Annotated in this window: 19 protein-coding genes; 18 read left to right on the forward strand and 1 reads right to left on the reverse strand. The window is 35.3% G+C overall.

Annotated features, from left to right (window positions below; genetic code table 11):
* Positions 1–6: 6 nt before the first annotated feature.
* From ACIPKN_RS11595 to prfB, 16 genes are all read left to right on the forward strand, one after another.
* Complete coding sequence (locus ACIPKN_RS11595) at positions 7–693, forward strand: acylneuraminate cytidylyltransferase family protein (RefSeq protein WP_400936141.1); 687 nt, start codon at positions 7–9, stop codon at positions 691–693.
* Entirely contained in the window at positions 690–2474 is a 1785-nt protein-coding gene (locus ACIPKN_RS11600) for a Rieske 2Fe-2S domain-containing protein (protein WP_400936143.1), read from the forward strand. Before ACIPKN_RS11595 ends, ACIPKN_RS11600 begins: the two co-directional genes overlap by 4 nt.
* A 10-nt stretch (positions 2475–2484) precedes the next feature.
* Entirely contained in the window at positions 2485–3171 is a 687-nt protein-coding gene (locus ACIPKN_RS11605; RefSeq protein WP_400936145.1) for a class I SAM-dependent methyltransferase, read from the forward strand.
* A gap of 507 nt (positions 3172–3678) precedes the next feature.
* Complete coding sequence (locus ACIPKN_RS11610; RefSeq protein WP_400936147.1) at positions 3679–4611, forward strand: Gfo/Idh/MocA family oxidoreductase; 933 nt, start codon at positions 3679–3681, stop codon at positions 4609–4611.
* Positions 4608–5561: a Gfo/Idh/MocA family protein gene (locus ACIPKN_RS11615; protein ID WP_400936149.1), complete on the forward strand. Its 954-nt coding sequence runs from the start codon at positions 4608–4610 to the stop codon at positions 5559–5561. Before ACIPKN_RS11610 ends, ACIPKN_RS11615 begins: the two co-directional genes overlap by 4 nt.
* A complete protein-coding gene (locus tag ACIPKN_RS11620; RefSeq protein WP_400936151.1) occupies positions 5558–6439 on the forward strand; it encodes an SGNH/GDSL hydrolase family protein in 882 nt (293 codons plus the stop codon). Before ACIPKN_RS11615 ends, ACIPKN_RS11620 begins: the two co-directional genes overlap by 4 nt.
* A gap of 55 nt (positions 6440–6494) precedes the next feature.
* Positions 6495–7718 (forward strand): flagellin lysine-N-methylase, encoded by a 1224-nt coding sequence (gene fliB / locus ACIPKN_RS11625; RefSeq protein ID WP_400936153.1) that lies wholly within the window; start codon positions 6495–6497, stop codon positions 7716–7718.
* A 302-nt stretch (positions 7719–8020) separates the two neighbouring features.
* A complete protein-coding gene (locus ACIPKN_RS11630; RefSeq protein ID WP_400936156.1) occupies positions 8021–8407 on the forward strand; it encodes a flagellar protein FlaG in 387 nt (128 codons plus the stop codon).
* 25 nt (positions 8408–8432) lie between these two features.
* Positions 8433–10739 (forward strand): flagellar filament capping protein FliD, encoded by a 2307-nt coding sequence (gene fliD, locus ACIPKN_RS11635; protein WP_400936158.1) that lies wholly within the window; start codon positions 8433–8435, stop codon positions 10737–10739.
* A gap of 42 nt (positions 10740–10781) precedes the next feature.
* On the forward strand, positions 10782–11141 hold the full coding sequence (fliT, locus tag ACIPKN_RS11640) for a flagellar protein FliT (protein WP_400936160.1): 360 nt from the start codon (positions 10782–10784) through the stop codon (positions 11139–11141).
* Positions 11142–11218: 77 nt separating this feature from the next.
* The gene (gene fliS / locus ACIPKN_RS11645; protein WP_400936162.1) at positions 11219–11629 is read left to right on the forward strand and encodes a flagellar export chaperone FliS; all 411 of its coding nucleotides are present in this window, start codon (positions 11219–11221) and stop codon (positions 11627–11629) included.
* Positions 11630–11841: 212 nt separating this feature from the next.
* Entirely contained in the window at positions 11842–12225 is a 384-nt protein-coding gene (locus ACIPKN_RS11650; RefSeq protein WP_400936164.1) for a PilZ domain-containing protein, read from the forward strand.
* A 165-nt stretch (positions 12226–12390) separates the two neighbouring features.
* Positions 12391–12942: a ribosome hibernation-promoting factor, HPF/YfiA family gene (gene hpf, locus ACIPKN_RS11655; protein ID WP_132360578.1), complete on the forward strand. Its 552-nt coding sequence runs from the start codon at positions 12391–12393 to the stop codon at positions 12940–12942.
* Between the two features lie 481 nt (positions 12943–13423).
* Entirely contained in the window at positions 13424–15934 is a 2511-nt protein-coding gene (secA, locus tag ACIPKN_RS11660) for a preprotein translocase subunit SecA (protein WP_142509105.1), read from the forward strand.
* A 426-nt stretch (positions 15935–16360) separates the two neighbouring features.
* Positions 16361–16906 carry a competence protein ComK gene (locus tag ACIPKN_RS11665; RefSeq protein ID WP_400936167.1) on the forward strand — a complete coding sequence of 182 codons (546 nt, stop codon included), beginning with the start codon at positions 16361–16363 and terminating at the stop codon, positions 16904–16906.
* A 132-nt stretch (positions 16907–17038) separates the two neighbouring features.
* Positions 17039–18143, forward strand: a protein-coding gene (prfB, locus tag ACIPKN_RS11670; protein ID WP_400936169.1) for a peptide chain release factor 2 whose coding sequence is annotated in 2 segments (ribosomal slippage) — positions 17039–17113 and positions 17115–18143 — 1104 coding nt in all. Because the reading frame shifts where the segments join, the coding sequence is not laid out codon by codon here.
* Positions 18144–18427: 284 nt separating this feature from the next.
* Here the strand turns inward: prfB and ACIPKN_RS11675 are convergent.
* Complete coding sequence (locus tag ACIPKN_RS11675) at positions 18428–18937, reverse strand: competence protein ComK (protein WP_132360585.1); 510 nt, start codon at positions 18935–18937, stop codon at positions 18428–18430.
* A gap of 225 nt (positions 18938–19162) precedes the next feature.
* On the opposite strand from ACIPKN_RS11675, the gene ACIPKN_RS11680 reads away from it, so the two are divergent.
* Positions 19163–19405, forward strand: a complete 243-nt coding sequence (locus ACIPKN_RS11680) for an IDEAL domain-containing protein (RefSeq protein WP_274068068.1) — start codon at positions 19163–19165, stop codon at positions 19403–19405.
* A 319-nt stretch (positions 19406–19724) separates the two neighbouring features.
* Positions 19725–21704: an excinuclease ABC subunit UvrB gene (uvrB, locus tag ACIPKN_RS11685; RefSeq protein WP_400936172.1), complete on the forward strand. Its 1980-nt coding sequence runs from the start codon at positions 19725–19727 to the stop codon at positions 21702–21704.
* The last annotated feature ends 2 nt before the right edge of the window (positions 21705–21706 follow it).

The following is a 21706-nucleotide window of genomic DNA, read 5'->3' on the forward strand; positions in this document are numbered from 1 at the left end:
GTTGACATGTACAAGGATAAGCGCTTTATTGCAATCATTCCAGCGCGCGGAGGTAGCAAAGGAATACCAAATAAAAATATCGTTGAAGTAGTAGGAAAGCCATTGATTGCTCGTACAATTGAAACGGCTTTACAATCAAAATATTTAGATAGAGTTGTTGTTTCAACAGATAGTGAGAAAATCGCATGTATAAGTAAAGATTGGGGAGCGGATGTTCCATTTTTACGCCCGTCTTATTTAGCAACTGATAATGCGAAAACAATAGATGCGATTATTCATACACTAGAGCAGGTTGAAGAGAAATATGATTATGTGATACTTCTTCAACCGACACAACCATTACGCAAAGTTAAACATATTGATGAGGCTATCGAGCAGATTGTTGAGAAAAATCAACACAGTTTGGTAAGCGTATCACCAGTAAAACAACACCCTATTTTAATGCGTAAAATTGATGAAAACGGTCGGGCAATTTCATTATTAGGAGAAAATAGTACAGTACGTAGACAAGACTTTAGTGAAGTATATATCGTTGATGGAACAATCTATATAAATAAGATTGATGAAAATTTAACATCTGAAACAAGTTTGAATGATAATGAATATGTTTACTATACAAATGATAATTCAATAGATATCGATACTTTTGATGATTTAGAAATGTTAACTAAATATTTAGGTGGTAATACATGATATATATTGGCCAAGCAAAGGATTTTAGAGATTTACCAGCTTTAATAGATATAAATAAAGAGAAATTTTATTTAATTAAAAGTCAGACAAAATATAGATTAGTATCCACGATTTGCCCACATCAAGGTGGAACTGTTGAGTTTTGTGACGAAAAAGAATGTTTTGTATGTCCTATACATCAATGGGAATTTGATAAAAACACAGGAATGCAAATTAACTCTGATAAAATGAGATTAAAGTCCTATGAAATTGTTGAAATTGAAGGAGAATTGTATGTAAATATAATTAGAGAAACTGTGGATAATAAGATTTTACAAAAAGTAAATGAATATCCGATAATTAAACTACATGCTCATGCTTGTATAGAAGTTATATATAATGATTTTCACTTGCTTTGCGATCCATGGCTAGAAGGTCCGGCCTTTTTAGGTGCATGGTTACAATATCCTCCTGCCAATGTGAGTATCAAAGATTTAAAACCAGATGCAATTTGGATTTCACATGAACATTCGGATCATTTTCATATACCGACTTTAGAAAAAATAGATAAAAATATACCAATATATATTCCTGCTTTTCCTAATTGTCGCATGGAAATAGAATTAGGAAAATTAGGTTTCAAAAACATCCATATCATGCCATGGGGTGAAAAAGTAAATATCAACACTAGTATCTCTATAACTACCTATCAACCTTCGAGTTTATGGAACGATGCTTTTGTTTTAATTGAGATAGGAAACTTTAAGCTTTTGAATTTAAATGATGCTGGTATTAATCATCAAGTAGCTAAATTAGTTGGTCCTGTGCATGCAATTGCTTCTAGTTTTTCTCCGGGTGCATCAGGTTATCCTCTGACCTGGGAACATATAAGTGAAAAACAAAAGAGAGCTATAATGGCTAATAGTAGACAAGGTATACTTAAAATGCTGGAACAGGCAGCAGAAATTTATGGTGCAACATATATTTTTCCTTTTGCTAGTCATTTTACATTATGGAAACCAGAGCACGATAAGTATATGAAACAACTATTACGTAATACAGTTTCAGATGTTGTGGAGTACTTTAAAGATAAGCCATATAAAGTTATCGACATTTTGCCTGGAGGGGTATGGGATACATCTACAAACAGTGTAGAGAATATTGCTTCCCACTCAAAAAAGGAACAAGTCTTAGAAGCTTACAAAAAATTTGTCTCTAATGAACAGCCTATTTTAGAAAAACGTCGTTTAAGTAAAGAAAAATTGATAGATTACTTTTTAAACTTAAATAACATTCCTGAAATGATTTTTTGTGAGGACTTAACATGCAGTATACAAACTGTATATGATAGCGAAGTTACACACACACTATACTTTAAGGTCGAACAAGGTGTTTTAGAAATAGTTAATAAGATTGCAGACGTACCTAATATTACTATGAAAATTCCTGAAAATATTATGTATTATATTATTGAAAATAATGAATCATGGGATGAAGCTACAATAGGTTACTGGTGTGTATTCAGTCGTAATCCTGATGTTTATCATGCTGATTTTTGGCGTATTTTACAAGCGCCTTATTATAAAAAGAGTACTAAATTAGATAGAATTACAGAGAATATCTCCATAGCGGAAATTCTTGAACAAAAAGGTGAACTTGCAGAGCGTATACTAGGTAGGGCCGGTTTATATTGTGGAGGTTGTCAAGGATCTATTTATGAAACATTGGAACAAGGTGCTGTTGCACATGGGTTAAGTACATTAGAAATAAATCGAATGGTTAAAGCATTAAATAGAATTTGAGGAGGTTCTTATGAACAGTTGGGACGAATCTTATAAAAGAAAAGACAATTATTTATTTTATCCACATGAAGAAATAATTCGTTTTTTTAATAAATATCTTGTGAAAAGATTAGATGTTGACGAGTACAAATTTCACCACGGTTACAATAAAGGAGATAAACTTTTAGATCTTGGTTGTGGAGTTGGTCGCCATTTAACTTATGGTCTGGATATGAAATTTGATGTACATGGCATCGACTTATCAGAAAACGCTATTGTCAAAGCGAAAGAAGTTATCCGGAGTCATAAAAATTTCATAAGTGATGAAAATGTAGTTAGTGGAAGCGCAGCTGATTTGCCTTGGGAAGATAATTATTTTGATGTAGTTGTTTCTCATGGTGTCCTTGATAGCATGCCTTTTGATGTAGCAAAAGATGCTGTTAAAGAAGTGAACCGCGTAATTAAAGATGACGGTTTATTTTACTGTGATTTAATATCAGGTAACGAGTTAAACTTTTTTGGTGAGAAAGAAGTAACAATTGAACATGAAAAAGGAACAATACAATCTTACTTTAATTTGAGCAAAATTGAAGAATTAATCAAAGGCTATTTTGAAATTATAGAGTGTCGTGTAAATGAAACAACTTTTTTAATAGGTGATTACCATGGGGAGAAAAAGTATGGTAGATATCATATTATCTTAAAAGTGATTAAGTAATTTTATAAGATTTGAAAATTAAAGTATTGAAAACTACATCAAGTAACTGTATATAGGGGAATATTTAGATATTTTCTGTAATCTAGAAAAGCTACTGATTCTTTTTGTTGGTTAATTTTCCTAATTCTACTAATTTTTGGCTAAGGTAAAATAGGTCAAAAATTAGTAGGTTGTAGGTTTGGAACTTATCGTGACCAGATTAATAAAAGTTATGGCTAAAGAAATAGTAGCAAATTTATATATTAATTTTGGAAAATGAATCCTTTTATCGTTGGGTTAAACAAAATTTTAATGTACCGATTTTGTTGGGGCCTTGCCAAACGTGATATTCATCATGTATTTGACACGTTAAATATCTATGTGTTACAGAAGTTTTTACATACATATATGTAATACTTATTCTTTTCAGGTTTTAATTCTATCGAGCGTTACAAATAGAAAGAAAATATATTATTTTTGTTTTAGTTAACACATATAATACTAAAAAATTAAAAAGAGATGAATCCTATGAAAAATATAGCAATTATAGGTGCAGGACAGTTAGGTAGTAGACATCTGCAAGCTATGGCTAAAGTAGAAGACGAAATTATGTTGTATATTGTTGATCCTTCTGAAAAAGCACTACAAATTAGTAAAGAACGTTTTAAAGAGGTGAACACTTTAGGGAAAGATTTAATATGTTTGAATCGTATTGCTGATTTGCCTAAAGAGTTGGAGTTTGTTGTTATCTCAACAAATTCTAAACAACGATTTGATGTGCTTAAAGACTTGATGTTTCATGCAAAAGTAAAGTTTTTATTGCTAGAAAAATTTCTATTTCCAACTGTACAAGAGTTTAAACAAGCTACACAAATTTTAGAAGCTACTAATACTCATGCATACGTTAATTGTGCTAGAAGAATGTGGCCAGCTTATCAAAAGTTGAAATCGTTTCTTGATACATCAACAAAAGTTACACTTGAAGTCACTGGTGTGAATTGGAATTTAGCTTCTAATTCGATTCATTTTTTGAATTTGCTATTATATTTGATGAATGAAAAAAATGCTATATTGGATACTGCCATGCTAGATAATGAGTTACTAGAAAATAAAAGACCGGGATATATTGAAATTTCAGGAACATTAAAAGCGATTACTCCAAAACAACATAAACTTATTTTAACATCGAAAAAAGTAGGGAATGAACCCATTGTTATTTCAATTAAATCCGTAACTCAAAACCTAGAAATTCGGGAAGCCGAGCAAGTCATTTTTATAAATGGTGAGAAACAAGAATTTAAGATGCATTATCAAAGTAACTTAACAGATAAAATATATGGGCAGTTACAAGAAGTAGGGGAATGTTCACTTGTGTCGTACAAAGAATCTGCTAAAGAACATTTAATGCTCCTTGAAGCATTTAATGAATTTTTAGGTGATAGAGAAGGTGCAATCACATGACAGATGTTTTAATAGTCGGTGCGGGTTACATGGCAAAGGAATATGTAAAAGTATTGAAGGATATCAATATACCATTTGAAGTCATTGGCAGAAGCGGAAAAAATTCCGAAGACTTTGAAAAAGAACTGGGTGTACAAGTTAAATATGGTGGTCTAGAGGTGGTATTTGATAGTTTAGAGCAAATTCCAACTTATGCAATAGTAGCGACGACACTAGAAAGTTTAGAAGAAAACACAATATTTCTTTTAGGTAAAGGAGTAAAAAATATTTTAATAGAAAAGCCGGGTGCGGTTACTAAGGAGGGAATGCAGAGAATAGAAAAACTGGCAGAAGAAAATGAAGCAAATGTTTATATAGCATACAATAGAAGATTTTATGCTTCTGTTCTAGAAGCTAAAAGAAGAATTGATGAAGATGGGGGTTTGTCTTCTTTTATCTTTGAATTTACTGAATGGAGTCATTCGATTACTAACTTAGATAAAACAAAATTCCAGTTAAATAACTGGTTTATTGGAAATTCTACACACGTTATTGATGCAGCATTCTTTTTTGGTGGCAAACCTAAAAAAATTAGTACATTTGTACAAAGTCATTTAGATTGGCATCCTAAAGGCAGTATTTATACAGGATCAGGTATTACAGAGAATGATATTTTATTTTCTTATCATGCAAACTGGTCTGCCCCGGGAAGTTGGAAGTTAGAGTTACTTACAAAAAAAAATAGATACATATTTAGACCTTTTGAAAAGTTACATGTTCAAAAGCTAGGATCAATTTCCATAACCGAGATAGAATTAGAAGACGAAATAGATATTCAATATAAACCAGGTTTATATGAGCAGACTAAAACATTTTTATATAAGGGTATACTATCTTCTAATCTATTAAATATTAAAAATGGAGTTGAGGCATTTTCTTTTTACGAAAAGATAAATGGAGGACAAGTATGAGAATATTAGTTGCAGGAGACTCTTTAGGGCTACCACGACCACATCGAATTAATGATTATTCTTTAAGTGAGTATGATTTGGCTGTTTCCTACGGAGATACTTATTCATCTATTATTAATAAAGAGCTATTGACGCTATTTAAAATGGATCCTTATATCGAGATTATTAATAAGTCCAAACGCTCTCAAACTATTGCTGGAGTGTATTCGGATTTTATTGATAATTTATTTTTTCATCAGCCCGATGTAATAATAATTCATGTTGGAATTGTAGACTGTTGGTTTCGAGATGAACTTGGAGGCAAACAGTATGTTCCTCTCGTTCAATACAACGAGTACTTAATTAAAATTTTAACTTACATGAGTTTCAGAGATGAGTGTAAATTAATTTTGGTCGGCATATCTCCTACGTCATTAAAAATGGAAGAAAGATATCCCGGAATCAATAGTGAGATACGATCATATAATGAAGTCCTTCGCTCGAAAGTGAATTATAGGAATGTTTTTTATATCGATATGGAGAAATATACTAATATTGAAAACATACATCAATACTTGTTACTTGATGATCATCACTTGAATGTAGAAGGAAATAAACTAATTGCCAATGAGCTACTAAAAATTCTAAAAGGAATTATATATACTCAAAAAGGTGTTGAGTTAGAAAAAAAAGAGGATTTTTCGAAGATGAATGAATTCTTTTTAAAAGGGTTCCACTCATATCCTTATAATATTGATACATTATATAATCTAATTATTACCCTATATGAAAAGGGAGATAAAGCTACATTGAATTTTGTGGAAGAATTTATAAAAACTAATAAGATAGTAGACCCTGACTTGCAATATTTATTTAATTCTATATATAGAATCATTTAACATTGTACTAGAATTTTATTATTCATGAAATGAAAGCGAATGAGGATGTGCAAATATGAGACCAATTTTAATTCCAGAGTATTTTGCAGAGTTTAGTTGTATTGGCGGTGCTTGTGAAGATACTTGTTGTGTTGGCTGGAATATTACGGTAGATAAAAGGACTTATCAAAATTATCGCAAAGTAAAACATCCAGAAATAAGAGAGAAGTTACAACGTTATGTGAAGCGTAACCGAAGTCAACAAGACGATTCGAGTTACGCAAAAATAGTGTTAGATGAAAATAAGAAGTGTCATATGATGTTAGAGGATGGGCTATGTAGTATTCATAAAGAATTGGGAGAACAGTTTTTATGTAATACTTGTGCTACTTATCCAAGAATATTTACTAAAGTAGGCTCATTTGTTGAAAAAAGTTTAACCTTATCTTGCCCTGAGGCAGCAAGAGTTGCCCTCTTGCGTGAAGAAGGTTTAGGTTTTATTGAGACAGAGGAGCCCAAAGATACTCGTGGATTAATGGGTAGAGAACTTAATTTGGAAAATCATCCACTATTTTGGGATTTAAGAGTGTTTACGATTCAGCTGATGCAAAATCGTAAACAACCTATTGAAATCCGATTAATAATTTTAGGTCTATTTATTCAGAAAATTGAGCGATTAAAATTAAGTGACTTAGAGCAACAGCTACCTACAATTATGGAAGATTATTTAAACCGCTTAGATAACGAAGAATTCATTGAGTCATTAAAAAATATTGAAGGGAACTTAAATTTCCAGTTAAATTTGGCTCGAGACTTAATACGTTATCGCATGTCTGATGGAGGAGTGTCATCGGAAAAGTATTTAGCGATTCTACATCAATTATTAGATGGGTTACTATTAGAAGAAAATGAGAATAAAGAAGTGCAGGACATGGATCGATCAATTGCTAAATACCAACAGAGCTATCTAGAATTGTATGAACCATTTATGAAAAAGCAAGGCTATATGCTTGAAAATTATGTTGTCAATTATATATTTAAAAACCTATTTCCATATGATTATAATACAATGTTCGAGAGTTATATGATGCTTGTTATTCATTTTACACTCATAAAATTACATATGATTGGTATGGCTTCAAAGCAGCAAAAATTAACTCAAGACATGGTAATTGAATGTATACAACAACTTGCAAAAGTAATTGAACATAATTCTTCTTATTTACAAGGCGTTCGTGAGGGTATGGAGGACTCGGGTTATACTACAATGGGACATATGTTTGTGATGATTAGTAATTAAATATAGTTAGTTGTGGCAACGTAGTATAAAACCCGGATTAGATATGAAAAAATTTTTTAAAAAATAAACTTGGATTATTTTATTATGGAGGCCATAACGACCTCTCTACAAAAATTAAGGAATAAAATCCTCTGGATTTAAAACACTAGTACACACGTTTACCATAATAGTGAGTATTTATATTATTTTAATATGAGAATTTCAGTTTTTATCGATGATTTTTAGAAAAACTGAAATTCTTTTTTTTTTGTCCGATATTATGAATAGTGACGCTTGTAATAGATTCAAGGGGGATGGAAAACATGCGTGTTTCGGGGGATGCAAATATAGATTCAATGTTAAACAAATCCGCTTCTACTAATATGCAAAAAGTGGGAACTGTGGTGGAGCAAGGAAGCAAAGCTACTAGTGATGTGTCTACATCCATTGCTGAACAAGTACCACCATTCGAAAATACTGAGGAAACAAAGGCAAAAGTTCAACAAGCTGTAAATACAATGAACCAAATGTTAGAAGTTACACACAGCGCAGCGAAGTTTGTTTATCATGAAGGGTTAGAACGATATTATGTGACGGTGGTTGACCAAAATACCGAGGAGGTAGTAAAAGAAATACCTCCAAAAAAGCTATTGGACGCATTTTATGAAATGCAGAAAATGCTTGGTATGATTGTAGACAAGAAAATATAAAAACATTAATGAGGAGGAAAAGAGTATGGTAACAAGAATTGGCGGTTTAGCGTCTGGTATGGATATTGATTCACTTGTAGAGAAATTAATGAAGGCAGAACGTATGCCTTTGAATAAAACGTTTCAACAAAAACAATTATTAGAATGGAAACGTGATGCATATCGTAATGTTAATGCAAAGTTAAAAACATTCGATACTTTCTTATTAGATAAAATGATTCTTTCAGGAAAAATGAATCAAAAAACTGCAACGTCATCAAATGAAAATTTAGTATCAGTAAAGGCTACTTCAGGAGCAACTGGTAATATTACAATTGGTGGTGTATCACAATTAGCTTCTGCAGCTCAAGCTGTAGGTAATCAAACAGAATATACCGGTGACTCAAAGTTAAGTGAGCTAAACTTGAATGTAAATTCTATTTCTATCCAATCAATTGGTAAGGATGGTAGATTAACAACAGAGGCAACAAAAATTAATTTTACTAACGATATGACAATTAATGATTTAGTAAAGACAATTAACGGTACTAGTGCAGGTGTTACTGCTTTATTTGAAGGTGGAAAATTGTCCCTAACTGCTAAAAATACAGGTAGTGAAAAAGGTGGACAAGGTGAAATTATTGTTACAGGTGGATTGGGAGTATTTAATAAATTAGGCTTGGCATCAACTGATGGTAAATTAGCTAGCAATGGTAAAAATGCTATGTTTGAAGTGAATGGTATTCAAACAGAGCGTTCATCTAATACTTTTACAATTTCAGGTTATGAAATGACATTAAAACAGACTTTTAATGCTGGTGATGTTGCTTTAAAGCAATATGAGGCAGCAGAATTAGAGCTTAAAAATGCACAAGATGCTATGGCAGGACCAAATGGGCTTACTCAAAAATACATCGATGCTGCGAATCGTTACTTTGGCACATCTTTTTCTACGATAGATGAATTGAAAAATGCTACATTACCTCCTAGCGCATTTAAGACAAATTTTGATACTGCATACAATGGTAAATTTGCTTCAACTTTAACTGAGCAGGAGCAATCAGTTTACAAAGATTTTGCTGATAAAAATCGTATTGCGAAGTTAAGTGATGATGATATTGATACAATTAAAAATAATGATTTTGATACATTAAGAACGATGAGCCAGTTTAGCGCTTATAGTGATGCAGATTTAAATAGAATGAAAGATAATGCAGATAGCCTTGAGAAATTCCGTAACCAAGCGAATAAAGAAGCAGATGAAAGACTTTATCAAGCAACTAATAAAAATTTACTTACAAATGATCAGGCAATTACGTTTTTAAATAGCATGAACGGTAAGACAACAGAAGAAATTACAACTGCCATTAATAAGCTTGCAGACGGGTCCTTAAAAACAATACTGGAAGGTACAAATGTAGAACAATTACAGTTCCTTGCGCAGGATTCTACTAGACTAACTGAATTTAAAGATATTGCGGCCAAGCAAGTTACTTATGAAAAAGAAAAAGCAAGTTATGATAGTCCAAAAAACAGCTATGAAGCTGGCTTCCAACGCCAAAAAGATGCGGAGCAAGCTTTAGCTAACGCTGAAGAAGTAAAGAACAATACATCAACAGGTGGTGTGACAGTAGCCCCTGTCACAATGCAGGCTACCTCTGATACAAAGGCTGCTAAGGAACAAATCAAAGAGTTTGTTGAAAAATATAACGAAATGATTGATGAGTTTAATAAACAGCTAAAAGAAAGTAAATATCGTGATTATGCACCTCTAACAGCTGAGCAGCGTAAAGATATGAGTGAAAATGAGCAAAAGCTTTGGGATGAAAAAGCGAAGAGTGGTTTATTGCGTAGTGATTCAATTATTCGAGATGGTGTAGCAAAAATGCGTGAAACATTTATGGGTAGTGTTGCAGGCCTTGGAGATAAATTCATGGATTCTTTAGCTGAAATTGGTATTACCACATCTAAAGATATGAAGGATAATGGTAAGCTTGTTATTGCTGATGAGAAGAAACTAGATGCGGCATTAACAAAAGACCCAGACCAAGTGTTTAAAATGTTCTCTCAAACTGGTAGCGTCACTGCAACAGAGGATAGTCGTGGAATTGCATGGCGTTTACGCGATGAGATGAAAAAAATGACAACTCAAATTGAGAAACAAGCAGGAAGAGATGGAGCTGTTAATAATACATTTAGTTTGGGTAGGGCAATTAACGAATCAGATACGCGTATGACGAAATTACAAGCTAAACTAAGAGATGTCGAAGCTAGATACTGGAAACAATTCTCAGCCATGGAGTCAGCAATCAATAAAGCAAACCAGCAATCTAGTATGTTCATGCAAGGTTAAAGTTTTGACGTTGGTTTCTAATTAGCAAGGTAGGAGAAAATTATGCAACTAATAGATCAACTATTGCAAGTATCAGCTAACTTATTCAAACTTATAGGAGACATTCCAAAAGGTGAAGAGCGCGATGAATATATAGATAGTATTAACAATATGTTAGACAAGCGTGGAAAAATTATTGAAGATTTGGTTCAAGAAGGCTTTCAATTCGACGAACAGAATCGTATTCATCAAACGTTACTTGAATTAGATAATGGAATAAAAGAACGATTGGCTACGGTCATGAGCGCCGTAAAGCAGGATATGGCAAATCTACAAAAGACGAAAAAAAGTGAAGGACAATACTTCGATCCCTACTCGAATGTTCGTGTCATGGATGGAATGTATTATGACAAAAAGAATTAACATTTACCTATTAGCTTTTCTTCGAAAGATGGTTTAAAATAGTAAATAAGTAACCTTTTAAAAGGAGTTGTCCTTTATTGGCAGCAAATTTAACAGCACAAAACGCGTATAAACAAAATAGTGTTACCACTGCTTCCCCTGGTGAGCTGACGTTAATGCTTTATAATGGATGTTTAAAGTTCTTGCACAAGGCTAAACTAGCAATTCAAGAAAAGAATATCCAAGAAAAAAACACAAATCTTCAAAAAGCACAGGCGATTATTAGCGAGCTAATGGCGACTTTGAATATGGATATCGAAGTGTCAAAAAATATGTTTGCCCTTTATGAATATATCAACCGTCGTTTAGTAGAAGCAAACATTAAAAATGAGATCGCTATAATTGAAGAAATTGAAGGATTAGTGACGGAATTCCGTGATACATGGAAGGAAGTTATTCGCATCAATCGACAGCAGCAATTCGGTCAGGGAAACACTGGACAAATTTAGACAACATAGAGACCATCGATTCATGATGGTCTCTTTTCTTTGCAAGAAATACGAGACACGGCATTTTATATCATACAAAAGGGAAACATTTAACTAGAGATAAAATAGGTCTTTATCCTGTATAATATGTTACTTATTCCCTCTAGATGTAAAACATGCACCGTGTCATAATCAAGCTAAATAGATGTTTAGAATAGTATTGAGGTGGGAAGATGATATTTAAACGCCAAGAAGGCTTTCGATATAAATTTGAGGAGCCTGTTAAAATGACTTTTGCGATATACGAGAATGGTAGAGTTAATCAAGCACAAACGGCAATGGCAGACTTGCTTGATATTAGTCCACGAGGTTTAAAGATGTTTACTGAAGTGGATTTAGGTGTTAATCCTCCTCCTTTAGATTTACGCTTTGTTCTTGATACTAGAGAGGTACGAGCTTATGGTGAAATAATTTGGAGCCGTCCTTTTGGCAAGGGCAAACAATATGGTGTGAATTTTAATGATCAAGAATCGGTTGAGGATTTGATTGTCGAAGAGTTGAAACTACGCCGAAGAAGAGAAGCTGATGAGGCAAAACTAAATAGCATTAATTCATAAAGTGAAACATTCATCAGTGGGGACTTTGTTCAACCCATATCAGCAGATGCAGATGCTACACATTATTGTAGGAAAAAATTTTTTTGAAAAAAAGAATTATTTTAGAGGAATTTCGCACACTTGTGTAGAAGTATAAAGTATAGCAGTTATAAAGGAGGAGTTTACATGTTAAACTTTAACATTCGCGGTGAAAATATTGAGGTAACTCCAGCTATTCGAGAGTATGTTGAGAACAAAGTCGAGAAAGTTGAACGTTATTTTAACGAAGATGTTAACGCCAACGCTAACGTAAATTTAAAGGTTTATAATGACAAGCAAACTAAAGTGGAAGTTACAATTCCAATGAAGAACTTAACTCTTCGTGCAGAAGAGCGTCATAATGATATGTATGCTGCGATTGACTTAATCGTTGATAAATTAGAACGTCAAATCCGTAAGCATAAAACAAAAGTAAACCGTAAATTCCGTGAGCGTGAAGGTACAGGCCTTTATTTTGCTACTTCTCAAGCAGCAGCAGATGCATCAACAGAGGAAGACGAATACTCTATTGTTCGCACAAAGCAATTTGATCTAAAACCGATGGATCAAGAAGAAGCTGTCTTACAAATGAATATGCTAGGGCATGATTTCTATATCTTTACAGATGCAGAATCAAACGGCACAAATATTGTCTACAAACGCAAAGACGGTAAATATGGCTTAATTGAAACAACTTAAACTTTAATATGCACAAGGGCTCTCGCGAAAAGCGGGAGCCTTTTTATCTTCATTCAGTAGGAATTCCTGCCTCAATAGTAGTGGGGAATATATCTTTATCAAACAACTTTTGAATGAAGATAAGACTCTAGCAGATATCACGGATTTTGAAAGGAGGCACTATAAGGATGTTAGCCTAAAACCGTCGCTTCCTGGGACAACGACTAAAGGACCTACATCGGTGCCGCTGTCGCTACGCTTTTGCGCAAAAAAGATCTGCCGCTGCCGCTACGTTAGCACTGCGCTTTCGCACAAAAAAGATCTGCCTGGCCTAAACACAATTCAAAATCCGGACGGCATTGTTTATTTGTAGTGACAGCAACAACAATTACGCTAGGGCGTAATTGTTATGATTTCCTTTCATGCTAGGGACTCTGTTTGCATGAATCTGTTATACAATGGTAAAATGAAAGTTGAGACTATATAGGAAGTGAAAAAATTCATGGTAAACCTATTAAATAAATTATTTGATTTCAATAAACGTGAACTAAAAAAATTAGAAAAAATCGCTGACCAGGTTGAGGGATTCGCTTCTCAAATGGAACAGCTTTCAGATGATCAATTACAAGCGAAAACAGAAGAGTTTAAAAAACGCTATGCGGACGGAGAGCATTTAGATTCGATTCGTGCGGAAGCTTTTGCGGTTTGTCGAGAAGGGTCAAAGCGTGTGTTAGAGATGTACCCATTCCGAGTGCAAATTATGGGTGCTGCGTCATTAGATGAAGGTAATATTGCGGAAATGAAAACCGGTGAAGGTAAAACGTTAACGGCTACAATGGCTGTTTACCTAAATGCCATTACTGGTAAAGGTGTACATGTTGTGACAGTCAATGAATATTTAGCGAGTCGTGATGCTGAAGAAATGGGGCATTTGTATAATTTCTTAGGCTTAACGGTTGGTTTAAACTTGAACAGCCTATCAAAAGAAGAAAAACGTGCAGCCTATGAAGCTGATATTACGTATAGTACAAACAATGAGTTGGGCTTTGACTATTTACGTGATAATATGGTGCTTTATAAAGAAGAGCGTGTACAACGTCCGCTACATTTTGCAGTAATCGATGAGGTTGACTCGATTTTAATTGATGAAGCGCGTACGCCATTAATTATTTCGGGTCAGGCTGGGAAATCGGCGCAGCTATATAAACAGTCGAATGCATTTGTTCGTATGTTAAGTGCAGAAACAGATTACACATACGAAGAGTCGACAAAAGGTGTTACGTTAACAGATGCTGGTGTTGAAAAAGCAGAGAAAGCATTTGGCATTGATAATCTGTTTGATTTAACACATGTGCGTTTAAACCATGCGATTAACCAATCGTTAAAGGCACATGTAAGTATGCATAATGATGTTGATTATGTTGTACAAGAGGGCGAAATCATTATTGTTGACGGCTTTACAGGTCGTTTAATGAAAGGTCGCCGTTACTCAGATGGACTACATCAGGCAATCGAGGCCAAAGAAGGCGTAGAGATTCAAAATGAATCGATGACGATGGCAACAATTACGTTCCAAAACTACTTCCGTATGTATCAAAAGCTTTCGGGTATGACAGGTACTGCGAAAACAGAGGAAGAGGAATTCCGTAATATTTATAATATGAGTGTTGTCGCGATTCCTACGAATAAGCCGATTGCTCGTGATGACCGTCCGGACTTAATTTTTGCTTCGATGGAAGGGAAATATAAAGCGGTGGCGGCAGATATTGCAGAGCGCCATAAAGCTGGACAACCAGTTCTTGTAGGTACGGTCGCAATTGAAACATCTGAAATAATTTCGAATTTATTGGATAAACATAAAATCCCACATAACGTCTTAAACGCGAAAAACCATGAGCGTGAAGCCGAGATTATTGCGAATGCAGGTACAAAAGGTGCAGTAACAATTGCAACAAACATGGCTGGTCGTGGTACAGACATTAAGCCTGGAGAAGGTGTAATGGAGCTTGGTGGTTTAGCGGTAATTGGTACGGAGCGTCATGAATCTCGTCGTATCGATAATCAGCTGCGTGGTCGTTCTGGTCGTCAAGGGAACCCAGGTATTACTCAATTCTATCTATCACTAGAAGATGAATTAATGCGTCGTTTTGGCTCCGATAATATGAAGAACATGATGATGAAATTAGGGATGGATGATTCACAGCCATTACAATCTAAAGTTGTTTCAAGAGCAGTAGAATCAGCTCAAAAACGTGTTGAAGGTAATAACTTCGATGCTCGTAAACGCTTATTACAATATGATGATGTGTTACGTCAGCAACGTGAAATTATTTATAAAGAGCGTTACGACGTATTAGAAACAGAAAATATGCGTGTGCTTGTAGAGTCTATGATTCAAGAAACGATCGACAACATTGTCGCATTGTATACGCAAGGTGAGCAAAAAGATTGGCATTTAAAAGCAATTGATGACTTTGTCGCAGCAAATCTATTAGATGAAGGCGATCTAAAGGTGGAAGATTTCCAAGGTAAATCCGCAGAAGAGATTAACCAGCTAATTTCTAACGCTGTCCAAACGCGTTATAATGAAAAAGAAGAACAGCTTACACCAGAACGTATGCGTGAATTTGAAAAGGTAATCTTACTTCGCTCAATTGATACAAAGTGGATTGATCATATTGATGCAATGGATCAGCTACGTCAAGGTATCCATCTTCGTGCATATGGTCAAAATGATCCACTTCGTGAGTATCAACAAGAGGGCTTTGCTATGTTTGAGGATATGGTCGCTTCCATTCGCGAAGATGTAGCAAAATATGCGATGAAGGCAGAAATCCATAATAATTTAGAGCGTGAAGAAGTTGCAAAAGGTCAAGCTGTTAATCCGAAAGAGGATGGCGGCTCAGCTCCGAAAAAGCAACCTGTCCGTAAAGCTGAAAATGTTGGACGTAATGATTTATGTCCATGCGGAAGCGGTAAGAAATTTAAAAACTGCCATGGTGCAGCTCAATAATATTCGAAAAAGATCATTTTAACTGTATGTTAAAATGGTCTTTTTTTCGATGTTTTAGGATATTTTCACGATCCGCCTGCTGCTAGCAAAGACTAAAGCGAATGTGCGTACAACCGCAAGTTAGTAAGTAGGAGGTTTTTTCAAGCAGCGTTTAAATGAGTAGGAATATTAGAAAATTCAAAAAGAGGTATATGATACTACAACAATAGGTAAATAGTTCAATGAAAAGGGTAATGTTTATAACTTTCTTGTGATTTATTATGAATATGTGAATAGTTGAAAAGTTTTGGGTATTTGAATCTGTTTTTAAATAAAGGGGGGATTTATGGATATATATAATCCTCGAGGAAACATTGGAGTTTACCAATATATTTATTAGTATACTCCTCTTTACTAGAAAAACATACAATTTTGAGGAGGATTGACATGCATAGTGATGACATTATGAGTAGTAAAACGATGCTGTATATACCGGAATATGATGCCAATGGTAACTTGGGTACACGTGTAATAGAAAGGGATCGCGAATATATATCAAAATTAGCGCCGACAAAATTAATGGATTATAATCTACGTTATTTCGGTTCTAGCTTAAGAGGGGCTTTCGATGGATCAAGAATGATACTTGGAAAGTTGAATAAAAATCCAATAGTTGTTCATGAACAAAGTAATATTGTATGGTTTCCAAGTAAGTCTTATTTACGACGTGACTGTAAATGGTTTGCTGTTCATCATATTCAGGACTATCTAGCTATCGATAAAAAGAATACAAAAGTAATTTTTATGAACGGCTATGAAACTAATGTGGATCTAAGTGTTAGATCATTTGAAAACAGAATTCAAAGAGCTTTTCTACTAAAATATAAACTGGAAAAACGAACAAAGAATTTATTAGTTCAATATGATCAAGGTAAAGTATTTCAACGTATGGCAAACGATGTTATCTTTGAGGATGAAGCTGAAAAAGACTGAAACGAATGCTGAGGTTGTAAAAAAGTATGTTTTCCGCTGTAAAAACGTTATAATAAAGAGACCGGGGCTTTAAAAATGAAGTATCAGTATTTTAAAAGTTTGCCCCATAAATAATGTTCGGAGGATTTAACAATGATTGAATTAGCAGATGTACGTAACGCGTTAGACACTTCAGCCAAAAAATTGGCGGATTTTAGGGGGTCTCTTTGACTTAGAAAACAAAGAGGCACGCATTCAAGAATTAGATGAAATGATGCTTGAGCCAGGTTTCTGGGATGATCAGCAAGGGGCACAGGTAATCATTAATGAGAGTAATGGCTTAAAGGCAACTGTTAATGAGTATAAAGATTTATTAGAAACATATGAGAACCTAGATATGACGTTAGAGCTATTGCGCGAAGAGCCTGATGAAGAATTGCAGGAGGAGCTAGGCAATGAATTAGTAGAATTCCAGCAAAAAATGGGCGATTTTGAGCTGCAATTACTATTAAGCGGTCCATACGATCAAAATAATGCAATTTTAGAGCTGCATCCAGGAGCAGGTGGTACGGAATCTCAAGATTGGGGCTCGATGCTGCTTCGTATGTACACACGCTGGGCGGAAAAACGTGGCTTTAAAGTCGAAACAGTTGATTATCTTCCAGGCGATGAAGCAGGGATTAAATCTGTAACATTGTCCATTAAGGGTCATAATGCTTATGGCTATTTGCAAGCAGAAAAAGGTGTCCATCGTTTAGTACGTATTTCACCGTTTGACTCTTCTGGTCGTCGTCATACATCGTTCGTTTCTTGTGATGTTATGCCTGAATTCGATGACAATATTGAAATTGATATTCGTACAGAGGATTTAAAAATTGATACGTATCGTGCAACAGGTGCAGGTGGTCAGCATATTAATACGACAGATTCAGCTGTTCGTATTACGCACATTCCAACTGGTACTGTCGTACAATGTCAGGCAGAACGTTCACAAATTAAAAACCGTGAAAAAGCAATGACAATGTTAAAAGGGAAACTTTATCAATTAGAGATCAATAAGCAGCAGGCACAGCTAGATGAAATTCGTGGTGAACAGAAGGAAATCGGCTGGGGCTCACAAATTCGTTCCTATGTATTCCATCCATATTCAATGGTGAAAGATCATCGTACAAATGAAGAAACAGGTAATGTAGGAGCGGTGATGGATGGTGATGTAGATCCATTCATTAATGCATATTTACGTTCAAAAATTGGCTAATGAAAGCCCCTCAGAGACACAATGAAATTGTGCTTTGAGGGGGTTTTTTAGTTTCTAAATCAATTGTACCTCGGCATAATTGTGTCCGGAATCGGCTTTGTATTTATTACAAAGAACTCCTTGCCGTTTCCGTGACATCCGCCGGAGGCTTAACGTCTATCAGCGGATGTTGGAACACCCGCTGATAAGTGACCTAAAACCGTATTCATCTCACCACCTATGGGGGTAAGAGACTTCTGTACCTGTCGCTACGCTTTCGGTCAAAAGACATGTGCTGAAAGAAGTTAAAAAGGTGGATGATAAGGAGCGTCTTGGCTAATCTCCTTGCGTTCATTCATGTAATGTTTATAGAGCATCGATGCATTGACAAATTGCTTGCTGATTGAAGCATATTGAATAGGTAGCTCAATCTGTTTATCATTTTTCAGTGTGACGATACAGCCCGTTTTACTCGCTACAATATTTGAAATGGCGTGAAGTCCAATCCAAATATTATGGATAGAGTTTGGAGAATACGTTGGTAGAAAAATACAAGGATAACCATAATCATAAGCAACAACGATTGGAAGCTTATGTTGATTGCCGAAAAAGCGTTTGGCGGAATGTCTTGCTGCTTCATAGGTTGTTCCGAGTGAGATACAAGATTTTCGTAATATATGCATTGGTTTCCTGGTGACGATAAGCTCATTATGCTTATCAATTACCCGTGTGAAAATTTTAGAATCATACTGCATTGGCTGAAGTAAATAGGTGTTGAAAGACATTAAATACCCATTGATGTAGTTTGCTGACATCTATGTAAACCTCCCTTTTCTATTTGTTATTGAAGTGTAGAACATAAAATTGAATTCTGAAAGTATAGACAAAAGGAGAAAACCGTTGATATTTCAAGCGATTGTATAGAGAAATTGCTTGAAATTGCACGAGATTAATAGTAAATCGAAGTGATTTTCAGTTCTTAAGCATTGCATTTTAACTTCAATTTTCTTATAATTTAGAAAAGGATCGAGGTGAGATCGTTGGATAAATATTATTCGTATACAGATTTTCTAAAAGCCGTTGGTCAGTCAAAGAAAGTTGATGAGGCAGAGAAATTATTAAACGAGATTTATTTAGATTTATTTTTAAATCATATCCAGCGTATGCATCGTGAAGAGCAGCTCATGGTTCTGATAGATAGAGCACTCGATGAAAAAGATGAAAATGCCTTTCATCTATACGCAGCCGAACTAATAACCTTACACCAAGATGCAAGTGAATAATATGACGAGCCCGCTCTCCACTTATTGGGGAGCGGGATTTTTTTGCTATTTTTGTGCCAGCTGATCAGATTTACCGGTAATAACCCGAGATTCCCTCTAAGGTAATGCATTTACATTTTTCCATCTCGATTAGCTAACATTTGGGAAGGGTAATCTATTGATAGATAGGTTGTAATTAGTACATACGTTCTATCGTAATTACCTTAAATAGAGTAAACGGAAAAATTTTTACAAACATTCGTTCGTTAAATGTTCGAAATTTAAATAATGCTATGCTAAAATATATGTATCAAATTGGTAGGAAAGGACGGGGACATGTGTGCAAACATTTGATTTACAAGCGCCATATACGCCTGGTGGAGATCAACCACAGGCAATTGCGGAATTAGTGGAGGGTGTACGTGCAGGTAAACGTCATCAAACGTTGCTCGGTGCAACAGGAACAGGAAAAACGTTTACGATTTCTAATGTCATTAAACAGGTAAAAAAACCGACACTTATTATGGCACACAATAAAACATTAGCAGGTCAATTATATAGTGAGTTTAAAGAGTTCTTCCCTAATAATGCAGTTGAATACTTTGTCAGCTACTATGATTACTTTCAGCCAGAGGCATATGTACCGCAGACGGATACTTATATCGAGAAAGATTCAAGCATTAATGATGAAATTGATAAGTTGCGTCACTCTGCAACATCCTCATTATTCGAGCGTGATGATGTCATTATTATAGCATCCGTGTCCTGTATATATGGTCTAGGTTCTCCAGAAGAATATCGTGAAATGGTCGTATCGGTGCGGACTGGAATGGAAATTGAACGTAATCAGTTGCTTCGAAAATTGGTCGATGTACAGTACGAGCGTAATGATGTGAGTTTTACACGTGGGACGTTTCGGGTGCGTGGAGATGTAGTGGAAATATTCCCTGCATCTCGTGATGAGCATTGTATTCGCGTGGAGTTTTTTGGGGACGAGATCGATCGAATTCGTGAGGTGGATGCGTTAACTGGTGAAATATTAGCGGACCGTGATCATGTAGCTATTTTCCCAGCATCCCACTTCGTTACACGAGAAGAAAAAATGCTAATGGCCATTGAAAATATTGAAAAAGAGTTGGAGGAGCGTTTAACTCTTTTACGTGCAGAGGATAAATTGTTAGAGGCACAGCGTTTAGAGCAACGCACTCGCTACGATTTAGAAATGATGCGTGAAATGGGCTTTTGCTCAGGTATCGAAAACTACTCGCGTCATTTAACATTGCGTGAAGCGGGGGCAACTCCATATACGCTACTCGACTATTTCCCTGAGGATTTTTTACTTGTTGTCGATGAAAGTCACGTTACGTTACCACAAGTTCGAGGGATGTATAACGGTGACCAAGCACGTAAAGGTGTGCTAGTTGAGCATGGATTCCGTTTGCCATCAGCACTAGATAACCGCCCTTTACGTTTTGAAGAATATGAGAAACATATACATCAAGCTATTTATGTATCAGCAACACCTGGCCCATATGAGCTTGAGCATTCTCCTGAAATGGTGCAGCAAATTATTCGACCAACAGGGCTACTTGATCCACAAATTGACGTACGTCCTATTGAAGGGCAAATAGATGATTTAATCGATGAGATTCAAGGTCGTATTGCTCGTAATGAACGAGTGCTTGTAACAACATTGACGAAAAAAATGTCAGAGGATTTATCGGCTTATTTGAAGGAAATGGGCTTGAAGGTGGAGTACTTGCATTCCGAGATTAAGACGTTAGAGCGAATTGAAATTATTCGCGAGCTTCGCAAAGGTACTTATGATGTTCTAATCGGTATTAACTTATTGCGAGAAGGGCTAGATATTCCTGAGGTTTCGCTTGTGGCGATTTTAGATGCTGACAAGGAAGGATTTTTACGTTCAGAGCGCTCACTCATTCAAACAATTGGACGTGCTGCACGTAATGCCAATGGTCATGTCATTATGTACGCAGATAATATGACGGATTCGATGAAAAAGGCGATTGAGGAAACGAAGCGTCGCCGAAAGCTGCAAATGGCGTATAACGAAGAGCATGGCATTACACCGAAAACGATTGTTAAGAAAATTCCTGATGTTATTCGTGCGACACAGGTGGCAGAGGAAGAAGAGTCTTATGTAACGAAGGCAACAAAAGGTAAGAAGCTGACGAAGGCGGAAAGAGAGCAATTACTTGCAACTCTGGAAGTAGAAATGAAGGAAGCGGCAAAAGCACTCGATTTCGAACGTGCTGCTGAGCTGCGCGATACAATATTTGAATTGAAGGTAGAAGGGTGAAT

The sequence above is a fragment of the Lysinibacillus sp. NPDC086135 genome, assembly GCF_044746345.1.
Lineage (GTDB): Bacteria > Bacillota > Bacilli > Bacillales_A > Planococcaceae > Lysinibacillus.